Raw genomic sequence first — 14,980 nt, 5'->3', positions numbered from 1 at the left:
GGATCAGAACGTGCAGGTGGGGGTGGGGCCGGCGGTGAAGGGCTCCCAGCGGACGTCCTCGATCGCCACGTCCATCGGCGACTCCGAGTAGAGGAGGAAGGGCGTGTTGACGTTGGTGATGTCGAGCCCGTTGTCCGTCAGGCACTTCAGCGGGACGGAGACCTCGTGCCACTCCCCGTCCGCGATGGAGGTCAGCGTATTGGCGATGTTGATGTCGCCGAGGCAGGGATACACGCAGTGGGCTGACAGCGTGACCAGCGGGCCCTCGGGCGGAGCATCGACGCGCGCCCGGAAGACGATCGAGGTCTCCGAGTTGTAGTAAGGCGACAGATCGACCCCGGGCGCGCCCGCCGAGACCTGCGCGTAGATCTGGCCCGTCGCGCTCCAGGTCACCTGCTTGGCGCTGCCCTGGATCTCGCCGTCGATCGTGCTCACGCTGACCTCGCCGCCGGGCAGGGTGGCCCCCATGCCCACGTCGATGCCGCCCCAGTTCGAGGGGCCGCCGATGCGCAGCACGTAGTCGCCCTTGTCCTCGCCATCCACGAAGATCTCGAGCGGCTCGCTCGTGGTGCCGGCCGCCCCCGGGTCCGGGGCATCGCAGCCGTGGCCCGTGGAGACCTCGGGCAGATCGTCGCCGAGCGCGTCGGCGTCGGTGGTCACGAGGCCATAGCCATACGCGAAGAGCGGCTCTTCGCCGTCTCCCCTGTTGATGGACGTCTGGCAGTCGGCCGAGGGCCACGAGAACGACAGCTTGCCCTGGAACTCGTGATCGCCGAAGAGCACGTCGGCGACGCCGCCGCCCTCGCTGCCCGGCAGCCAGGCCGCCACGAACGCGTCTGACCGGTTGAGCTCCTTGTTGGTGTGGAGCGGGCGGCCCGACACGAACACCGTGACGATGGGCACACTCGGCGCCTGGGCGCGGATGGTCTCGATGACGGCGAGGTCCTCGGGGTAGAGGTTCGCGTGCTCGAGCGTCTCGAACTTGCCTATATCGCCCTGGCCCTCGGCGTAGGGCGTCTCGCCGATGACCACGATCGCGGCGTCGAAGGTGTCGGCCGCGGCGGTGCCGTCGGGGCTCAGGGTCGCAGCGCCGCTCAGCCCGGCGGCCGTGATCGTCTCCTCGATGCCGGCGTAGATGGACTGCGCGTTCGGGAAATCGGCGTTGGTGTTGCCGGTGCCCTGCCAGGTCAGCGTCCAGCCGCCGGACTGGTTCTGGATGTTGTTTGCGGTCTTGCCGGCCACGAGGACGTTCATCGACTTGCTGAGCGGCAGGACATCGCCCTTGTTCTTGAGCAGGACGAGCGACTTGCGCACGGCCTCGCGCGCCACGGCCCGGTGCTCAGGCGCGGCGAGGAGCGCGGCGTCGCCGGCGACCGACCGGGTCGACGGGGCGCCCTTGCTCGCCCTGGGGCCGAGGAGGCCGGCCCGCATCTTCACGCGCAGGATCCGGGTCACCGCGTCGTCGATGCGGGCCATCGGGATCTCGCCGCTCTCCGCCTGGGCGATGGTGTTCTCGATGAACGCCATCCAGTCGTTGGGCACCATGATCATGTCCACCCCGGCGTTGATCGCCGCGGCGCACCGCGTGTTGTTACAACCCGGGAGCTGGCCGTGCCCGTTCCAGTCGCCGACGACGAAGCCGGTGAAGCCGAGCTGGCCCTTGAGGATGTCGGTGAGCAGGTACTGATTGCCGTGCATCTTGTCGCCGTTCCAGCTGCTGAACGACGCCATCACGGTCTGCGCGCCCGCCGCGAGCGCGGAGAGGTAGCCCTGGGCGTGGATGTCGCGCAGAGCCTCCTCGGAGCAGACGGTGTTGCCCTGGTCCTTGCCCTGCTCGGTCCCGCCGTCGCCCATGAAGTGCTTGGCGGTCGCGACCACGTGCGCGCCGTTGAACAGGTCCGCGCTGTCCGCCGGCCGGCCCTGCAGGCCCCGGATCATCCGGCCCGCGTAGCTCCTCACGATCTCCGGATCCTCGGAGTAGCCCTCGTAGGAGCGGCCCCACCGATCGTCCCGCACCACGGCGAGCGTGGGGGCGAAGGCCCAGTCGAGCCCGGTGACGGCGACCTCGGCGGCGGTGATGGCGCCGATCTCCTCGATGAGATCGGGATCGTTCATGGCGCCGAGCCCGATGTTCTGCGGGAACAGCGTCGCGCCGATCACGTTGTTGTGGCCGTGCACCGCGTCCACGCCCCAGATGACGGGGATGCCGAGGTGCTCGCCGGGCGCGCCGCTCGTGTCGATGGAGGCCGCGTAATAGGCGTCCGCGAGGTCGACCCAGTCGGCCACGGTCGCGTGCTTGGAGCGGCCCGGCCAGGAGCCGCCGCCGTTCAGCACCGAGCCGATGTGGTACTCCCGGACCTGGTCCGGCGTGATCGCCAGGATCTCGGGCTGGACCATCTGGCCGACCTTCTGCGCCACGCTCATCTGCGCGAGCAGCTCGGCGATGGCGTCCTCGATCTCCGGGTCGAGCGCGATCTCGCTCGTCACCGTCGGCCATTCGACCGACGCGCTCTCGCCGCCCGCGCCGCCGCCGCCGGCGGTGCCGGTGGTGGAGCCTGCGCCGGAGCCGCCTTCGCCGCCGCCGCCGGCGGTGCCCGTGGAGCCTGCGCCGGAGCCGCCCGCGCCGCCGCTGCCGCCGGTGCCGGTGGTGGTGCCTGCGCCGGAGCCGCCCGCGCCGCCGCTGCCGCCGGTGCCGGTGGTGGTGCCTGCGCCGGAGCCGCCCGCGCCGCCGCTACCGCCGGTGCCGGTGGTGGTGCCTGCGCCGGAGCCGCCGTCGCCGCCGCCGCCGGCGGTGCCGGTGGTGGAGCCTGCGCCGGAGCCGCCGTCGCCGCCGCCACCGGCGGTGCCGGTGGTGGAGCCCGCGCCGGAGCCGCCGTCGCCGCCGCCACCGGCGGTGCCGGTGGTGGAGCCCGCGCCGGAGCCGCCCGACCCTGTCGCGTCAGCCGGGGGATCCGTGGAGTCGTCCCCGCAGGCGGGAACAGGGATGGTCAGGGCTGCGACCAGCAGCCATCTACCGTATTGGTTACAATGCTTCATACCAGCGCCGGAGCATGGTCCCGGCGCAGTGGGGCGTCAAATTTATAGTCCCGCAGTCTGCTTCTATCAGGACCTCTGTCGGCCATCGCTCACGCCACACCTACACGCAGACCACGATTCATCGCTTCTCGGCGGACCAGGCTTTCGGTATCCTCGATCCTCCTCCAGCCACCAAGGCAGCAAGGAAGAACGCCATGTCGCAACATTGGACGATCGCGGGCGCGCTGCTCGCCTTTGCGCTGCTCGACGCCGCCTGCGCCGACCCCGAGCAGGACGCTTCCTCCGGCGCGGCGAGCGGCGGTTCCACCTCGGTGAGCCTGCACGTGGTCTTCCTCGACGGGGCTTATCACGAAGACGGCACCGAGCTCGTGTGGAACGAACTCGGTCACCTGCGAACGGGCGAGGTCGGTCAAGTCCTAGAGCACGCCGTCGGGCGGATGCTCCGTTACCTCCGGCGGCACGGGCATCTCGAGATCGAGCACGACGTCGAGGAGGACGACGAGCCCGAGGCCGCGCTCTGTGCTTCCGCCGTCTCGGGACGAGAGCCGCGCCATACGTCGTCGCCCCGCAATGGCTCCGCGGGCTCTCGTCGTATTGTCCGAGCGCGCTCGCGTACGACAAGCCGCTGTGCGCTGCGCTCGACGGCTTCACCTTGCACGCAGCGACGCGCGCCGGTGCGCACCATGCCGCGCGTCCCTGCTTCGCTTTGGAGCGGCTCAGCATCCTCCGCGACGGTCGGGTGGCCTATCAGGTGAAATACCCGCGGCGAAAAGGAACGCATCGGGTGATGACGCCGATTGTGTTTTTCGCGAGGCTCGCCGCGCTGGTGCCGCCGCCGCGCCATCCGCTGGTGCTGATCGGCTGGTGGATGGGCTCCTTCTGGCGACGTCGCCTCGCGTCGAATGGGCGAAGCTTTTGCGGCGGACTTACGCAGTAGATGTTCTCGCGTGCCCGCGATGCAGCGGGCGGATGCGACTCATGGCCGCGATCACGGACAAGGCGACGGCGAGGAAGATCTTGAGCCACCTCGGTCTGTTCGCCGAGCCGCTGGAGTGCCGCGCGCGGTACCCGGCGGACCCCGCGTGACGAAACTGAAAGGGGAGGGACGCTGCTCGACGACGTGGCCGGGGGGAGGTCTGACCTGAGGTGCGTGCGCCGGCCATCACGACGCGCCGCGAACCGCGACGGCGGCCGTTTGGACGAGCTCAGTAGTGTACAGCTATACGGTAGGATGCCTTCCGCTTGGTGCCAGTAGTGTACAGCTATACGGTAGGATGCCTTTCGCTTGGTGCGACGTCGCGGTAATCGCAGGCGTTTCACGAGTGGAAGGCTTGTCTGATCGCATAAGGCCCGTTCTGTCGATAAGCTCGTACAGTCAGACTGCACGAGCCAGGAACGGCTCCGAGAATCTTGACTTTGCGGAACGTGTTTGCTTGTCCTATCCGCACGGAGACAGCTGATGGACCTGGTGGAAGACTTCGCCGAGCCTGGGGTCTCGGTGGTCGCCGCGTGCGCCGCGCTGGGAGTGAGCCGTGCGACGTTGTACCGAGGTACGAGCCCGCCGCGGCCACCGGCGATACGAGAGCGCGTGCCGAGTTAGGATTCTCGTGACCGCTGTCTCATCCGCGTTGACAAATTCCACCTCCGTCGACCGAACGAGAATTCGCCGACGTACTTTGGGTTTCGCAGCATCTCGCGAATGGCGGAGTGCATCCAGCCCGCGCCAGCTCGGCGTCGCCCACGAGCGCCCACGTGCTCACCCGCGGATCGGACCGAGGGAGCGAACAGCGAAGGAATAAATTTCTAGACCGTGACTCCGGTACTTACAAACGGTAGGTAAACCCGTACGTCCCCTTTATGGAGAGGCCTAATGAACCGCGCTTTCCTCGTCGTCATTCTCAACTCGTTCGCGTGTGCCTCGGCGCTCGTCGGTTGCTCGTCCGATTCGGGCGACACGCAGGGCTCTGGAGGTAGCGCTCCCAATGGTTCCGCAGGCACCGGTGCCGTGGCCACGGGCGGCTCGTCCACGGGCGGCTCGTCCACGGGCGGCTCGGCCACCGGCGGCTCGGCCACGGGCGGCTCGGCCACGGGCGGCTCGGACACGGGCGGCTCGGCCACGGGCGGCTCGGCCACGGGCGGCTCGGCCACGGGCGGCTCGGACACGGGCGGGGCTGCTGGCTCAGGTGGTAGCGGAGCCGGCGGGGCCGGGTCCGGTGGTGGCGCTGGTGGAGGCTCGGACACGGGTACGTTGTCCGCCGGGTGCGGCAAAAGGCCGACCATTGACGCCAGCATGTACAATAACGGCAACCCGATCTCGATTACGGCGGCGAATCGGCAACGTCGATACATCCTGAGCGTGCCGGCCAACTACGACAATACGAAGCCGTACAGATTGGTCATCGCTTGGCATCAGCTCGATGGAAACGACAAGCAGATGTATCAGCAGAACTACTACTGGCTGAAGGACATCGCCGACGCCGCCAGCAGTACGATCTTCGTGGCTCCCAATGGGGAGAAGAACGGAACGCCGTGCACCGGGACTGGCAACGGGGAAAGCGGCTGCGGGTGGCCCGACTCAAGCGGCTCGAACGTGGCACTCGCGGACGCCGTGGTAGAGCAGGTCGAGCAAAATTTCTGTATCGACAAGAGCAAGATCTTCGCAAACGGCTGGAGTTACGGCGGCAGCATGTCCTACCGGACGGCTTGCTCGCGTCCACTCGATGGAACCGGCACTTGGGGTGTCCGCGCCGTCGCCATCTACAACGGAGCGGCGCAGCTCAGTGCCGGCAACTGCAAGCCGAGCGAAGCGGTCGCCTTCTACGCATCCCATGGCACCAACGACAACGTCCTTCAGTACAGTGGCGGTGTCTCGATGGCGCAGACGTACGCCGGGCTGAACGGTTGCACCTGGAAGGAGCCGACAAGGGCCACCGGAAACCACGTGTGCACCAACATCATGGGCTGCACGACGGGTTATCCGGTCGAGTTCTGCTCCTTCGTGGGACCGCACACGCCTGATCCGCCGCGAGAGGGTGGTCAACGTTGGCAACCACAAGAGGTTTGGAAGTTCTTCAGTCAGTTCTAGGCTGCCAAGAGTCGAGCCTAAAACCTCTTGAAAGGTCGGATCGAGTGTGAGCTCCAGTGCTTTGTGGAAGCCAAGTTTGCCGACGTGCCCGACGCTCTGTGGCGTCAGATCGAGCCGCTGATACGAGCGGAGCCGCCGAAGCCGAAGGGAGGTCGCCCTCCAGTCTCAGCGCGAGTCGTGATGGCCGGCATCCTGTATGACGGTCGTCGCGGCATCGCCTGGAAGTGGAGCTCTCTCGACAGCGCCTCGGTGAAGGCGCCAAAAGGGGGACCTCACGGGCCCAAATCCGACTGACCGCGCGAAAAGCGGCGTCACGATGCGCGAGTGAAGGGCTTTTGTCTCCACCGCCCGGTGGCCTCGCCCCATCCTGGACTCGAACCGCGGCGGCGAGCAGCGCCCGCCTTGGTCGCGGGACGGTGCGAATCAGCGAGCGCGTCCCGGCTCGCGTCGCGCAACCTGCCGGATTCGCTGGCGTTCGCATTTCCGGGACCGTGCGAGCGGAGCGAACCCGTCCCGCCGAGAGCCCCGCGAACGGGTTGGTGCTCGGCTCCCCATGCGGAGCCATTCACGCGGGATCGCGGAAACGCGACCCCGCTTTTTTAGCACCGGCCTCGGAGAGCGATCTCCGGGGCCGTCGCGCTTCTCCCCCACGTTTCCGCGACCTTCGGCGCTCGGCGAGCACCACGCACGCGTGGACAGCGCTCGCGCAGAGAGCCAGTAGTGTACAGCTATACGGTAGGATGCCTTCCGCTTGGTGCCAGTAGTGTACAGCTATACGGTAGGATGCCTTCCGCTTGGTGCGACGTCGCGGTAATCGCAGGCGTTTCACGAGTGGAAGGCCTGTCTGATCGCATAAGGCCCGTTCTGTCGATAAGCTCGTACAGTCGGACTGCACGAGCCAGGAACGGCTCCGAGAATCTTGACTTTGCGGAACGCGTTTGCTTGTCCTATCCGCCAAAGCGCTTGACGACGCTGAGCGGCTGGGCGAGGACAGAGTCACCATGAGGCGTTGGCTACTGGCTTTGGGCGTGTGCGTTTCCACCGCGGCGTGTGGTAACGGATCGAATGGGGACGCTGCCGCGAGCGGGGGCGCGGTTGGCACGGACAGCGGTGGGACGGGCGGCGGGGGCACGGCCTCCGGTGGTGCGACGGGCTCTGGGGGAACGGCCGAAAGCGGCGGCGCATCCAGCGGCGGCGCAGCCAGTGGTGGGGCTGGCGGCTCGGGGTCGGGCGGCTCGAGTGGGGCCACGGGTGGCGCGGCTTCGGGCGGGCAAACGGGCAGCGGCGGCCAAGGAAATGCCGGAAGCGGCGGCACGACCGGTAGCGGCGGCTCGGTCGGTAGCTGCGTCGGCGACCCGTTCCCCACGGCCGATCCTACCAAGACGGGCCCCTTCTCGGTCACCGCAGACAAGAACGTCGGCCCCCTCGCCGGCGTCGTTCCCGATCCGATCTATGGGGACGAGCAACAGCGCTTCAACGTGTACCGCCCGAGCAATATCGCAACCAGCGGCCACTGCCATCCGATCCTGATCTGGGCCAATGGCTACCGGGACAATCCGGAGCAGAAGCCGCCGAAATGCGTCGTCAACTCCGGCAGCAATCAGTGGTGCGGACAATACGGACCGATCGTCAACCATCTCGCGTCCCACGGTTTCGTCGTGGTGGCTTCTCTCAGCACCGCGACCGCCGAAGGCGATCCTCTTCCCACGACCGCGGGCCTCGATTGGATCTTGGAACAAGCCGAGGATGCGAGCAGCCCGTACTATCACGCCCTCGACACCACGAAGATCGGCCAGCTTGGCCATTCCTATGGGGGCATGTCGACTTGCAAGACGGCCTCCGATCCCCGTTTCTCGGCCCTCGGCACGATTTGCGGCACCACTGCCCTCAAGGGAGTGCACACCCCCATGTTGTTCTTCTGCGGGGGGAACGACTCCACGGTGAAATGCAGCGGGGTCCACGATGTCTTCAAGACGGTCACCGATCAGCCCGCGTTTTTCCTCAACGAGCTCAACGCGGATCACGGTAGCTGGGTTTATCAGGGCGCAAATGGCGTGTCCCTGTCGTCGGCCGCGGCCTGGTTCCGCGTTCATCTGATGGATGACACAGCGAACAGGAACTTCTTCTACGGCGACAACTGCAAGTTCTGCACCGATCGCCGCGCGCAAGCAGAGCAGAACGCCCTGATGAAGGTCCCCTGAGCGACGGGGCCGATCTGGCTAGGCTTCACTGACTCACGAACGTCGTCACGCTCATGGCTTCGAGGGCCATCGGGAGCGTGGCGTCCGTTACGGTGACGGGAGTTCCTTCGGCCCAGTTCTTCGAAGCGGCGGTCACGAAGGGGACCATCGCGCTTGGCGCGGTGCCGCCTGCGAAGGCGAGGGGAACGGTCTGGGCGGAGGTTGTCTCGTTGATGGCGACGACGACGACTTTGCCGCTGTCGTTTGTGTAGGCGCTGACGAGGACCTTTTCCGGGAAGACGCCGGTGACGGCGACGCGGTGGTAGCCGGGGCGAATGTAGCGGGTGAAGTTTCCGAACGTGTAGTAGCGCTTGGTGGTGACGCTGCCTGACTGCTGAATCAAGCCTTCGTTCGTGGTGTTGCCCGAGTACCACCACCAGAGCCAGGCGTTGGCTTCGTCGACCACGAGCGCGCTGTGCACCCAACGGGCGATGGCCACGCCGTTCTCGATGGTGTTGCTCGGTCCCTGTTCCGGCCACCACTTCACGCCGGACATCTCGGTCTGCCAGACTTCCTTGTCGCCCCGAGGCGGGACATCGTCCGGCCAGGGGTAGGCGACCTGAGTGTCAACTTGGTGGGTCCCGAGGATGTCGAAGGCGGCCCACGCGTCCGGGTCGGCAGCGAGCGCGTGCCGGTTCGCGAGGCGCGTAGGAGTGCAGCCCTTCACCGCGGGCGACGCGACGGCCGAGGGCGCCCCGTTGGGCCACACCAGAGCCGCCCTCGACGGCGAAACAGGCGGAAGCCATGAGAATCGCTACTGTTTCAGCGACCGCTCGTCATCGACCGGTGTCTCTGGCGGGACTGTACGGCGGGGGCGAACCGTCGCGATCCGTCGCATCCCCAGGGATTTGGGGAGGGCGTAACGACGGATCGCACCCCCTCGGGAGGCATGGGCCGAACCCGGGCCCAAGGCCAAGCCCTGGGCTTGGGGAGCTCGCCGTGACCGAGCCGTCGCTTCGGGCGGCCGTGATCGCCTCGCTCGCCAGCACCCTGAGCCACGCCGTCGCCCTCGGGGATGAGGTGGCTGCCCGGGTCGTTCACGAAGCGATCGGTCGGCTGCTCCGGCTGCCGGTGGCACCGGAAGGGTGAGCAGTTCTCCAACCTCGCCCTGGTTACGATCTCCCGAGCTCCTCGGGCCGGACTGCCGGCCTGAGGAGGCGATAACTTCCCTGACGTATAGGGCCCTCCACAACCCTCTCCGCAGCCTGGCCGGAGGCGTCGTTTGCGCTCACCATGGCCGACATGGCCGACCTCTTTTTTACCCCGTCGGGCGTCCGGCTGCGTCGTCACTCGAGCCGCCCCGGAGACCTCAACTGGCTGTTCCTGCCGGGAGGACCCGGCATCGGATCGGAAAGCCTGGAAGGGCTCGCCGACATCCTGGATGTGCCGGGGGCCACCTGGCTCGTCGACCTGCCTGGAGACGGCTCGAACCGCGACCCTCCTGGGAGCCTCGCGATTCCTTTCGATGCCTGGCCCCAGGTCGTGGCCGAGGCTGCCAGGGCGCTCCCGAACGTCGTGTTCGCCGGACATTCGACCGGCGGCATGTATCTGCTTTCGACGCCCGACCTGGAGCCGCACCTCGAGGCCCTGGCGCTTCTGGACACCGCGCCGGACGCCCTCTGGCATCCTCGCTTCGCGGAGATGACCCAGGCGAATCCGTTGCCCGACGTCGAGGCGGCGACCGCGATCTATGAAGCGGATCCGCGTGACGAGAACATCGCCGCGATTGCGGTGGCGTCCGCGGAATGGAACTTCACCCCGGCCGGGCTTTCGGCGGGCCGCGAGCTCCTCGCGAGGATGCCCTACAACAGCGCGGCGGTCGCGTGGTCGGAGGCGAACTTCGACCACGTCTACCGGGCCTCGTGGTGGCCGACTCGAATGCCGGTCCTTCGATTGGCCGGCTCGGACGATCGGATCGTCTGGCAAGGCGGTTGGGGCGACCCGAGGTTCCAGACGCCCAACGTAATCGAGCGCATGATCGAGGGCGCTGGGCACTTCCCCTGGATCGAGAATCCCCAGGCTGTGCGAGCGGCCTTCGCCGAACTGGCGCTCCGCATCGCCTGAGCCTCCTCCGACGGCAGGGCCTTTCAGATGACGCAACGGAGCTCGATCATGGCGCTCAGCTCCTTGGCTTCCTTGAGCCGGTAGCTCTCGGCCTCGATCTCGATCACCTCGGCGCGGTGCACGAGCCGGTCGACGAGTGTGACGACGCACGCGGCGTGCGGGAAGACCTGGCCCAGTCGGCGAAGAGGTGTAGGATGCCCCCTTGAACCAGCCCACACCATCCGCCCCCGATCTGCTCGACGTCCTCGAGGCGCGGTTCAACTTCCGCGAGCTCCGCCCAGGCCAGCGCGCGGTCATGGACGCCTTGCTCTCGGGCCACAGCGCGCTCGCGGTCTTCCCGACGGGCGGCGGCAAGTCGCTCTGCTACCAGCTCCCCGCGCTCCTGCTCGACGGGGTCACGATCGTCATCTCTCCGCTGATCGCGCTGATGAAGGATCAGATCGATTTCCTCAGCGCGCGCGGCATCGCCGCGGTCCGGCTCGATTCGTCGCTGTCAGCCGACGAAGCGGCGGAGGCGCACAGGGATCTGCGCTCGGGCAAGACGAAGCTGCTCTATGTCGCCCCCGAGCGGTTCGTGAGCGAGCGGTTCATGGCGCTGCTGAAAGAGCTCAAGATCGCCATCTTCGCGGTGGACGAGGCCCACTGCATCTCCGAGTGGGGACACAACTTCCGCCCCGACTACCTGAGGCTCGCGGACACCGCCCGGGCGCTCGGCGTGCCGCGCGTGCTCGCGTTGACGGCCACCGCGACGCCCGGGGTCGTGCGCGACGTCTGCGCCACCTTCGGCATCCGCGAGGAGCACACGGTCATCACCGGCTTCTACCGACCGAACCTCGAGCTCCGCGCGACGGCGGTGAGCGCGACCGCGCGCGACCGGGTCCTGCTCGAGCGCCTGCGATCCCGGCCGCCCGGCTCCACCATCGTCTATGTCACGCTCCAGAAGACCGCCGAGCACGTGGCCGAGAAGCTCGCTTCTGCGGGGCTGCCGGCGCGCGCGTACCACGCCGGGATGGAGGCGGCGGAGCGCGCGAGCGTGCAGGACGACTGGATGCAGAGCGACCGCGGCATCGTGGTCGCCACCATTGCGTTCGGGATGGGGATCGACAAGCCCGACGTGCGTTATGTCGACCATTACAATCTCCCGAAGAGCCTCGAGAGTTATAGTCAGGAGATCGGCCGCGCCGGCAGGGATCAGGCGAACTCGGTGGTCGAGGTCTTCGTGTGCGGCGACGATCTGCCGGTCCTCGAGAACTTCGCCTACGGCGACACGCCGACCGAGGACGCGCTCCACGGGGTGGTCGGCGCCGTGCTCGCCGCGCCCCAGGTGGAGCTCGGCCTGCACGCGCTGGGGACGCGCCACGACGTCCGGCCGCTCGTGCTCCGCACCGCGCTGACCTACCTCGAGCTGATGGGCGCGGTCCGGCAGCTCACGCCGCACTACGCCGGCTACGAGGTGCGGCTCCACCGCAGGCTCGAGGAGGTCATCGCGTCGGTGAAGGGCGAGCCGGCCCGGTTCCTCGAGGCGCTCTTCGGCCATGCGAGGAAGGGGCGAGTCCTGTACGCGATCGACCCGGCCGCCGCCGCCGCCGCGCTGGAGCAGCCGCGCGAGCGGGTGGTGCGCGCGCTCGAGTACCTCGAGCGGCAGGGGCTCGCGGAGCTCAAGGCGTCGGACATCCGGCACCGCTTCGTGCGCGTCGCCTCGACGGACGACGCGGGCGCCCTCGTCGGCGAGCTCCTCGCGCGCTTCGCGAGGCGCGAGGACGCCGAGATCGGGCGCGTGCGGCAGGTGATCGAGCTGCTCACCTCGGAGCGCTGTCACGCCGCCGCGCTCGCCGCGTACTTCGGCGAACGCCTCGACGCCGCGTGCGGGCGCTGCACCTTCTGCCGCGCCGGCGTCGCCGTGACGCTGCCGGAGCCGACGCACGCGCCGCCGATGCCGGTGGGGCTCGACGTCGCCGCGTTCACGGCGCTGCGCGCGGCGCACGCGCGCGCCCTGGGCCATCCTCGCCAGGCGGCGCGGTTCCTCTGCGGCCTCTCGAGCCCGGCGACCACCCACGCCAAGCTCGCGCGCGATCCGCTCTTCGGCGTCCTCATCACGCGCCGTTTCGCCGAGGTGCTCGACTGGTGCGCCGGGCTCCCCCGCCTCGCCGGCGCCGCAGCGGCGACCTGACCCTGAGCGAGCATCTCCATGACGAGGAGCGACGCAACAGCTCGCCGCTCGCGACATGCGGCTCGGCCGGCGATCCGAACAACCAGCACCTCCGCGGCGCGCTCCAATCCCAGCTTCGCGATCTTCCTGGCTAGATAGGGGTGAAAGCTAGCCGAGCCCATTGGATCGCAATCAGCTGCGCGGACCGACGACGACGGCGTCCACGTCGGTCACGGGCCCGCCCACGGCTGGCGCCCACGCAGCTCGCGGACGTCGAGCTCGCCGGCGTCGAACAGGCCGGAGGCAGCGTCGTGGATCTGATACGCCATCTTCGCGCCGCCGAGCGGCTGGCTTTCGACGAATATGCAGCGCAGCTCGCCTGGGGCGAAGCCGCACTGGTCCTGGATCGCGCGCAGCAAGCCATCGCGGTGCAGGTGGCCGTCGCCGAAGTTCCAGCCGAGCGCGAGGCCGCCGACGAGCTCGCCGTCGAGGTACTCGTACTCGTGGAGCGGGCCCTCGATCGCCTTCGGCAGCAGGACCGGCAGCGCGCGGCCCTGGAGGTGCATGAGGCGGAACGCGAGCACCTTGCCGACGAGGCCGACCGACGTGGCGTTGTCGTAGAACCGGCCGAGCTGGTCGTAGATCCACGGCGCGGCCTTCACGAGCCGGTCGAGCTTGCGATAGCTGTCGCCGCGGAAGAGCCACACGCTATAGGGCCAGTTTCCGGCGTAGTACCGCATCGCGAGCAGGAACGAGATCCGCCCTGGCGCGATGTTGCCGAGGAGCGGAACAGCGACAAGCATGATCGCGAGGAGCGCGCCGAGCGGCGGCGGGCCGACGTCGAACGGGTACGCGCCGGGGTGGGCCCAGAACAGCGCGAACACGCCGTAGACCACCATCAGGTTCCACTCGATCGGCACGCCCATCGGCACATTGCTCGTGATGAAGGCGTGGAGCGCGAGCGCCATCGCGATGCCGACGGCGATCGCCGTCTCGCCGGTCGCGCACGCGAGCACGATGGGCACGCCGAGCTCGAGCGCGGTGCCGGCGTGGCTCATCGCGATCGCGAGCCGCGACGGGCGCAGGTCGTCCGGATAGCGGACGTACATGCGCCGCCGCAGCCATGCGAAGCGGGCGAGCGGGCTATTGCTCGTCATCACGCACACGACGGTCGGGAAGTGGTGATTGAGCTTCGAGACGCCGGCCCAGAGCCAGAGCGCGAGCTGGACCGCCTTTGCGCCGCCGATCCAGTCGGCGGTGGCCGCGAACACGACGACGGTGGTCCAGTAGTGTTCGGCGCGCAGCGCGAGGAAGATGGTGCGATCGGCGACGGCGAGGACCGGCACGAGCGCGGCGATCGGCACGAGGTGCGAGGCGCCGAGCGCGGGGGCGAGCAGCGCGCGCACGAGCAGGGCGAGCAGCGCGAGGTAGAGCGCGACGTCGAGCGGGGTGCGCCGCGTGCCGCCGAGGAGCGGCGCGCGCGCGAACAGCGCGAGCTTCGTGGTGCCGGGGCGGAGGAAGTAGAGGGCGCCGCCGACGGGCGGAGCGTAGCGTCCGCTGAGTGGACCGAACCCGCAGCCGAAGCCCAGGCCCTCGAACAGCATGCTCCACAGGATCGCCTTCTGGAACGCGAGCGGGTGCAGCCACCAGTCGCCGATCGTCGAGAGGCCGCCGAGGCTCGGCGAGGTGCTGCAGAACAGGACCCAGGCGCCGGCATAGAGGGCGAGCTTGACCGCGTGGAGCGCGTAGACGGCGAGCGGCGCGCCGGAGCCCTGCAGCGCCCACGCCTCGCAGACCATGCGTGCACGCTCGGGGAACGGCCGCTTCACCCAGTCGAGCGGATCGTACGGCGGGGCGAGCGGACGCAGCAGGGCCACGGCCGCGATGCTACCCGAAGACGTCGCCGCGAGTCTCATCGGCATCTTCACGGTGGCCCCCAAGCCCCAGCGAGGAGAGCTTGCCTGTCGCCTGTTGGACCTCCTCGTGGATGGACTGCGGCCTCCAGTCCGCCGGTGACGGCAACGCTGCTGCCTGACGCGGAACTGGCGTACCTTCAGCGCCGGAACGAGAGGCGCTCGATCGCGCAGCCGGCCTTCTCGCTCGCCTCCTCGACGCTGGGACCTCCGGGGTCGGGGAGGATCCGCTTCGCTCCGCGGAGGACGCGCGCCCGCGCATCGAGCGTGTACGCATCGCCGAGGACCGCCCAGCGCTCGGGGCCGTAGCCGAAATTGATCTCGATGATCTTGTCGGGCTTGACCGCGCCGGTCGCGATCTCGCCGGCGGAGAGCGACATCCCACGCCGGACGAGCTCTGCGCGCCGGGCCGCGGCGAGGCGGCGGTTGACCTCGATCAGCGCGGCGATGAGGCCGGCGGCGCCGGCGAGGAGCGCGAGGGAGCTTCCCATGA

12 protein-coding genes and 3 pseudogenes are annotated in these 14,980 nt (G+C 68.6%); 9 read left to right on the top strand and 6 right to left on the bottom strand.

The features are described from left to right. Positions 1–3 precede the first annotated feature (3 nt). Entirely contained in the window at positions 4–3,036 is a 3,033-nt protein-coding gene (locus WME90_RS28700; RefSeq protein ID WP_437275203.1) for a glycoside hydrolase family 3 protein, read from the bottom strand. A gap of 14 nt (positions 3,037–3,050) precedes the next feature. Between WME90_RS28700 and WME90_RS28695 the strand changes: the two genes are divergently transcribed. Further along, positions 3,051–3,791 (top strand): hypothetical protein, encoded by a 741-nt coding sequence (locus tag WME90_RS28695; protein WP_437275202.1) that lies wholly within the window; start codon positions 3,051–3,053, stop codon positions 3,789–3,791. A gap of 29 nt (positions 3,792–3,820) precedes the next feature. After that, entirely contained in the window at positions 3,821–3,973 is a 153-nt protein-coding gene (locus WME90_RS28690; RefSeq protein WP_437275201.1) for a hypothetical protein, read from the top strand. 659 nt (positions 3,974–4,632) lie between these two features. On the opposite strand, the gene WME90_RS28685 is transcribed toward WME90_RS28690, so the two are convergent. Next, positions 4,633–4,788: a recombinase family protein gene (locus WME90_RS28685; protein ID WP_373372284.1), complete on the bottom strand. Its 156-nt coding sequence runs from the start codon at positions 4,786–4,788 to the stop codon at positions 4,633–4,635. 118 nt (positions 4,789–4,906) lie between these two features. Here WME90_RS28685 and WME90_RS28680 point away from each other — a divergent pair, with 118 nt between their 5' ends. The 3 genes and pseudogenes from WME90_RS28680 to WME90_RS28670 all read left to right on the top strand — a co-directional run bounded on the left by WME90_RS28680 (position 4,907) and on the right by WME90_RS28670 (position 8,322). Further along, complete coding sequence (locus WME90_RS28680; RefSeq protein WP_437275200.1) at positions 4,907–6,121, top strand: alpha/beta hydrolase family esterase; 1,215 nt, start codon at positions 4,907–4,909, stop codon at positions 6,119–6,121. Positions 6,122–6,205: 84 nt separating this feature from the next. Then, a pseudogene (locus WME90_RS28675) lies at positions 6,206–6,337 on the top strand (transposase); the annotation flags it as partial. Positions 6,338–7,122: 785 nt separating this feature from the next. After that, on the top strand, positions 7,123–8,322 hold the full coding sequence (locus WME90_RS28670; protein ID WP_437275199.1) for a poly(ethylene terephthalate) hydrolase family protein: 1,200 nt from the start codon (positions 7,123–7,125) through the stop codon (positions 8,320–8,322). A 25-nt stretch (positions 8,323–8,347) separates the two neighbouring features. Here the strand turns inward: WME90_RS28670 and WME90_RS28665 are convergent, their stop codons facing one another. Further along, the gene (locus tag WME90_RS28665) at positions 8,348–9,028 is read right to left on the bottom strand and encodes a glycoside hydrolase family 30 beta sandwich domain-containing protein (protein ID WP_437275198.1); all 681 of its coding nucleotides are present in this window, start codon (positions 9,026–9,028) and stop codon (positions 8,348–8,350) included. A 272-nt stretch (positions 9,029–9,300) separates the two neighbouring features. Between WME90_RS28665 and WME90_RS28660 the strand changes: the two genes are divergently transcribed. Together WME90_RS28660 and WME90_RS28655 are read left to right on the top strand one after the other, a co-directional pair. Further along, a complete protein-coding gene (locus WME90_RS28660) occupies positions 9,301–9,450 on the top strand; it encodes a hypothetical protein (protein ID WP_437275197.1) in 150 nt (49 codons plus the stop codon). 144 nt (positions 9,451–9,594) lie between these two features. Continuing rightward, entirely contained in the window at positions 9,595–10,425 is an 831-nt protein-coding gene (locus tag WME90_RS28655) for an alpha/beta fold hydrolase (RefSeq protein ID WP_437275196.1), read from the top strand. 23 nt (positions 10,426–10,448) lie between these two features. Here WME90_RS28655 and WME90_RS28650 read toward each other — a convergent pair. Further along, positions 10,449–10,595 (bottom strand): annotated as a pseudogene (locus tag WME90_RS28650) (ATP-binding protein); the annotation flags it as partial. A 32-nt stretch (positions 10,596–10,627) separates the two neighbouring features. Here WME90_RS28650 and WME90_RS28645 point away from each other — a divergent pair. After that, a complete protein-coding gene (locus WME90_RS28645) occupies positions 10,628–12,595 on the top strand; it encodes a RecQ family ATP-dependent DNA helicase (protein WP_437275195.1) in 1,968 nt (655 codons plus the stop codon). A 209-nt stretch (positions 12,596–12,804) separates the two neighbouring features. Here WME90_RS28645 and WME90_RS28640 read toward each other — a convergent pair whose 3' ends face one another. Then, entirely contained in the window at positions 12,805–14,451 is a 1,647-nt protein-coding gene (locus tag WME90_RS28640) for a DUF3556 domain-containing protein (protein ID WP_437275194.1), read from the bottom strand. On the opposite strand from WME90_RS28640, the pseudogene WME90_RS28635 reads away from it, so the two are divergent. Then, positions 14,423–14,590 (top strand): annotated as a pseudogene (locus tag WME90_RS28635) (TetR/AcrR family transcriptional regulator); the annotation flags it as partial. The gene WME90_RS28640 and the pseudogene WME90_RS28635 overlap by 29 nt on opposite strands. A gap of 37 nt (positions 14,591–14,627) precedes the next feature. On the opposite strand, the gene WME90_RS28630 reads toward WME90_RS28635, so the two are convergent. After that, the gene (locus WME90_RS28630) at positions 14,628–14,978 is read right to left on the bottom strand and encodes a hypothetical protein (RefSeq protein WP_437275193.1); all 351 of its coding nucleotides are present in this window, start codon (positions 14,976–14,978) and stop codon (positions 14,628–14,630) included. Positions 14,979–14,980 lie beyond the last annotated feature (2 nt).

The sequence above is a fragment of the Sorangium sp. So ce375 genome (genome assembly GCF_051473855.1).
GTDB lineage: Bacteria > Myxococcota_A > Polyangia > Polyangiales > Polyangiaceae > Sorangium.
The sequence above is the reverse complement of the archived record's forward strand: the minus strand, read 5'-3'. Positions and strand labels throughout refer to the sequence as shown.

Coding starts and splice junctions, on each gene's coding strand:
- WME90_RS28700 (WP_437275203.1), bottom strand. CDS start 3,036: ATGAAGCATTGTAACCAATACGGTAGATGGCTGCTGGTCGCAGCCCTG.
- WME90_RS28695 (WP_437275202.1), top strand. CDS start 3,051: ATGGTCCCGGCGCAGTGGGGCGTCAAATTTATAGTCCCGCAGTCTGCT.
- WME90_RS28680 (WP_437275200.1), top strand. CDS start 4,907: ATGAACCGCGCTTTCCTCGTCGTCATTCTCAACTCGTTCGCGTGTGCC.
- WME90_RS28670 (WP_437275199.1), top strand. CDS start 7,123: ATGAGGCGTTGGCTACTGGCTTTGGGCGTGTGCGTTTCCACCGCGGCG.
- WME90_RS28655 (WP_437275196.1), top strand. CDS start 9,595: ATGGCCGACATGGCCGACCTCTTTTTTACCCCGTCGGGCGTCCGGCTG.
- WME90_RS28630 (WP_437275193.1), bottom strand. CDS start 14,978: ATGGGAAGCTCCCTCGCGCTCCTCGCCGGCGCCGCCGGCCTCATCGCC.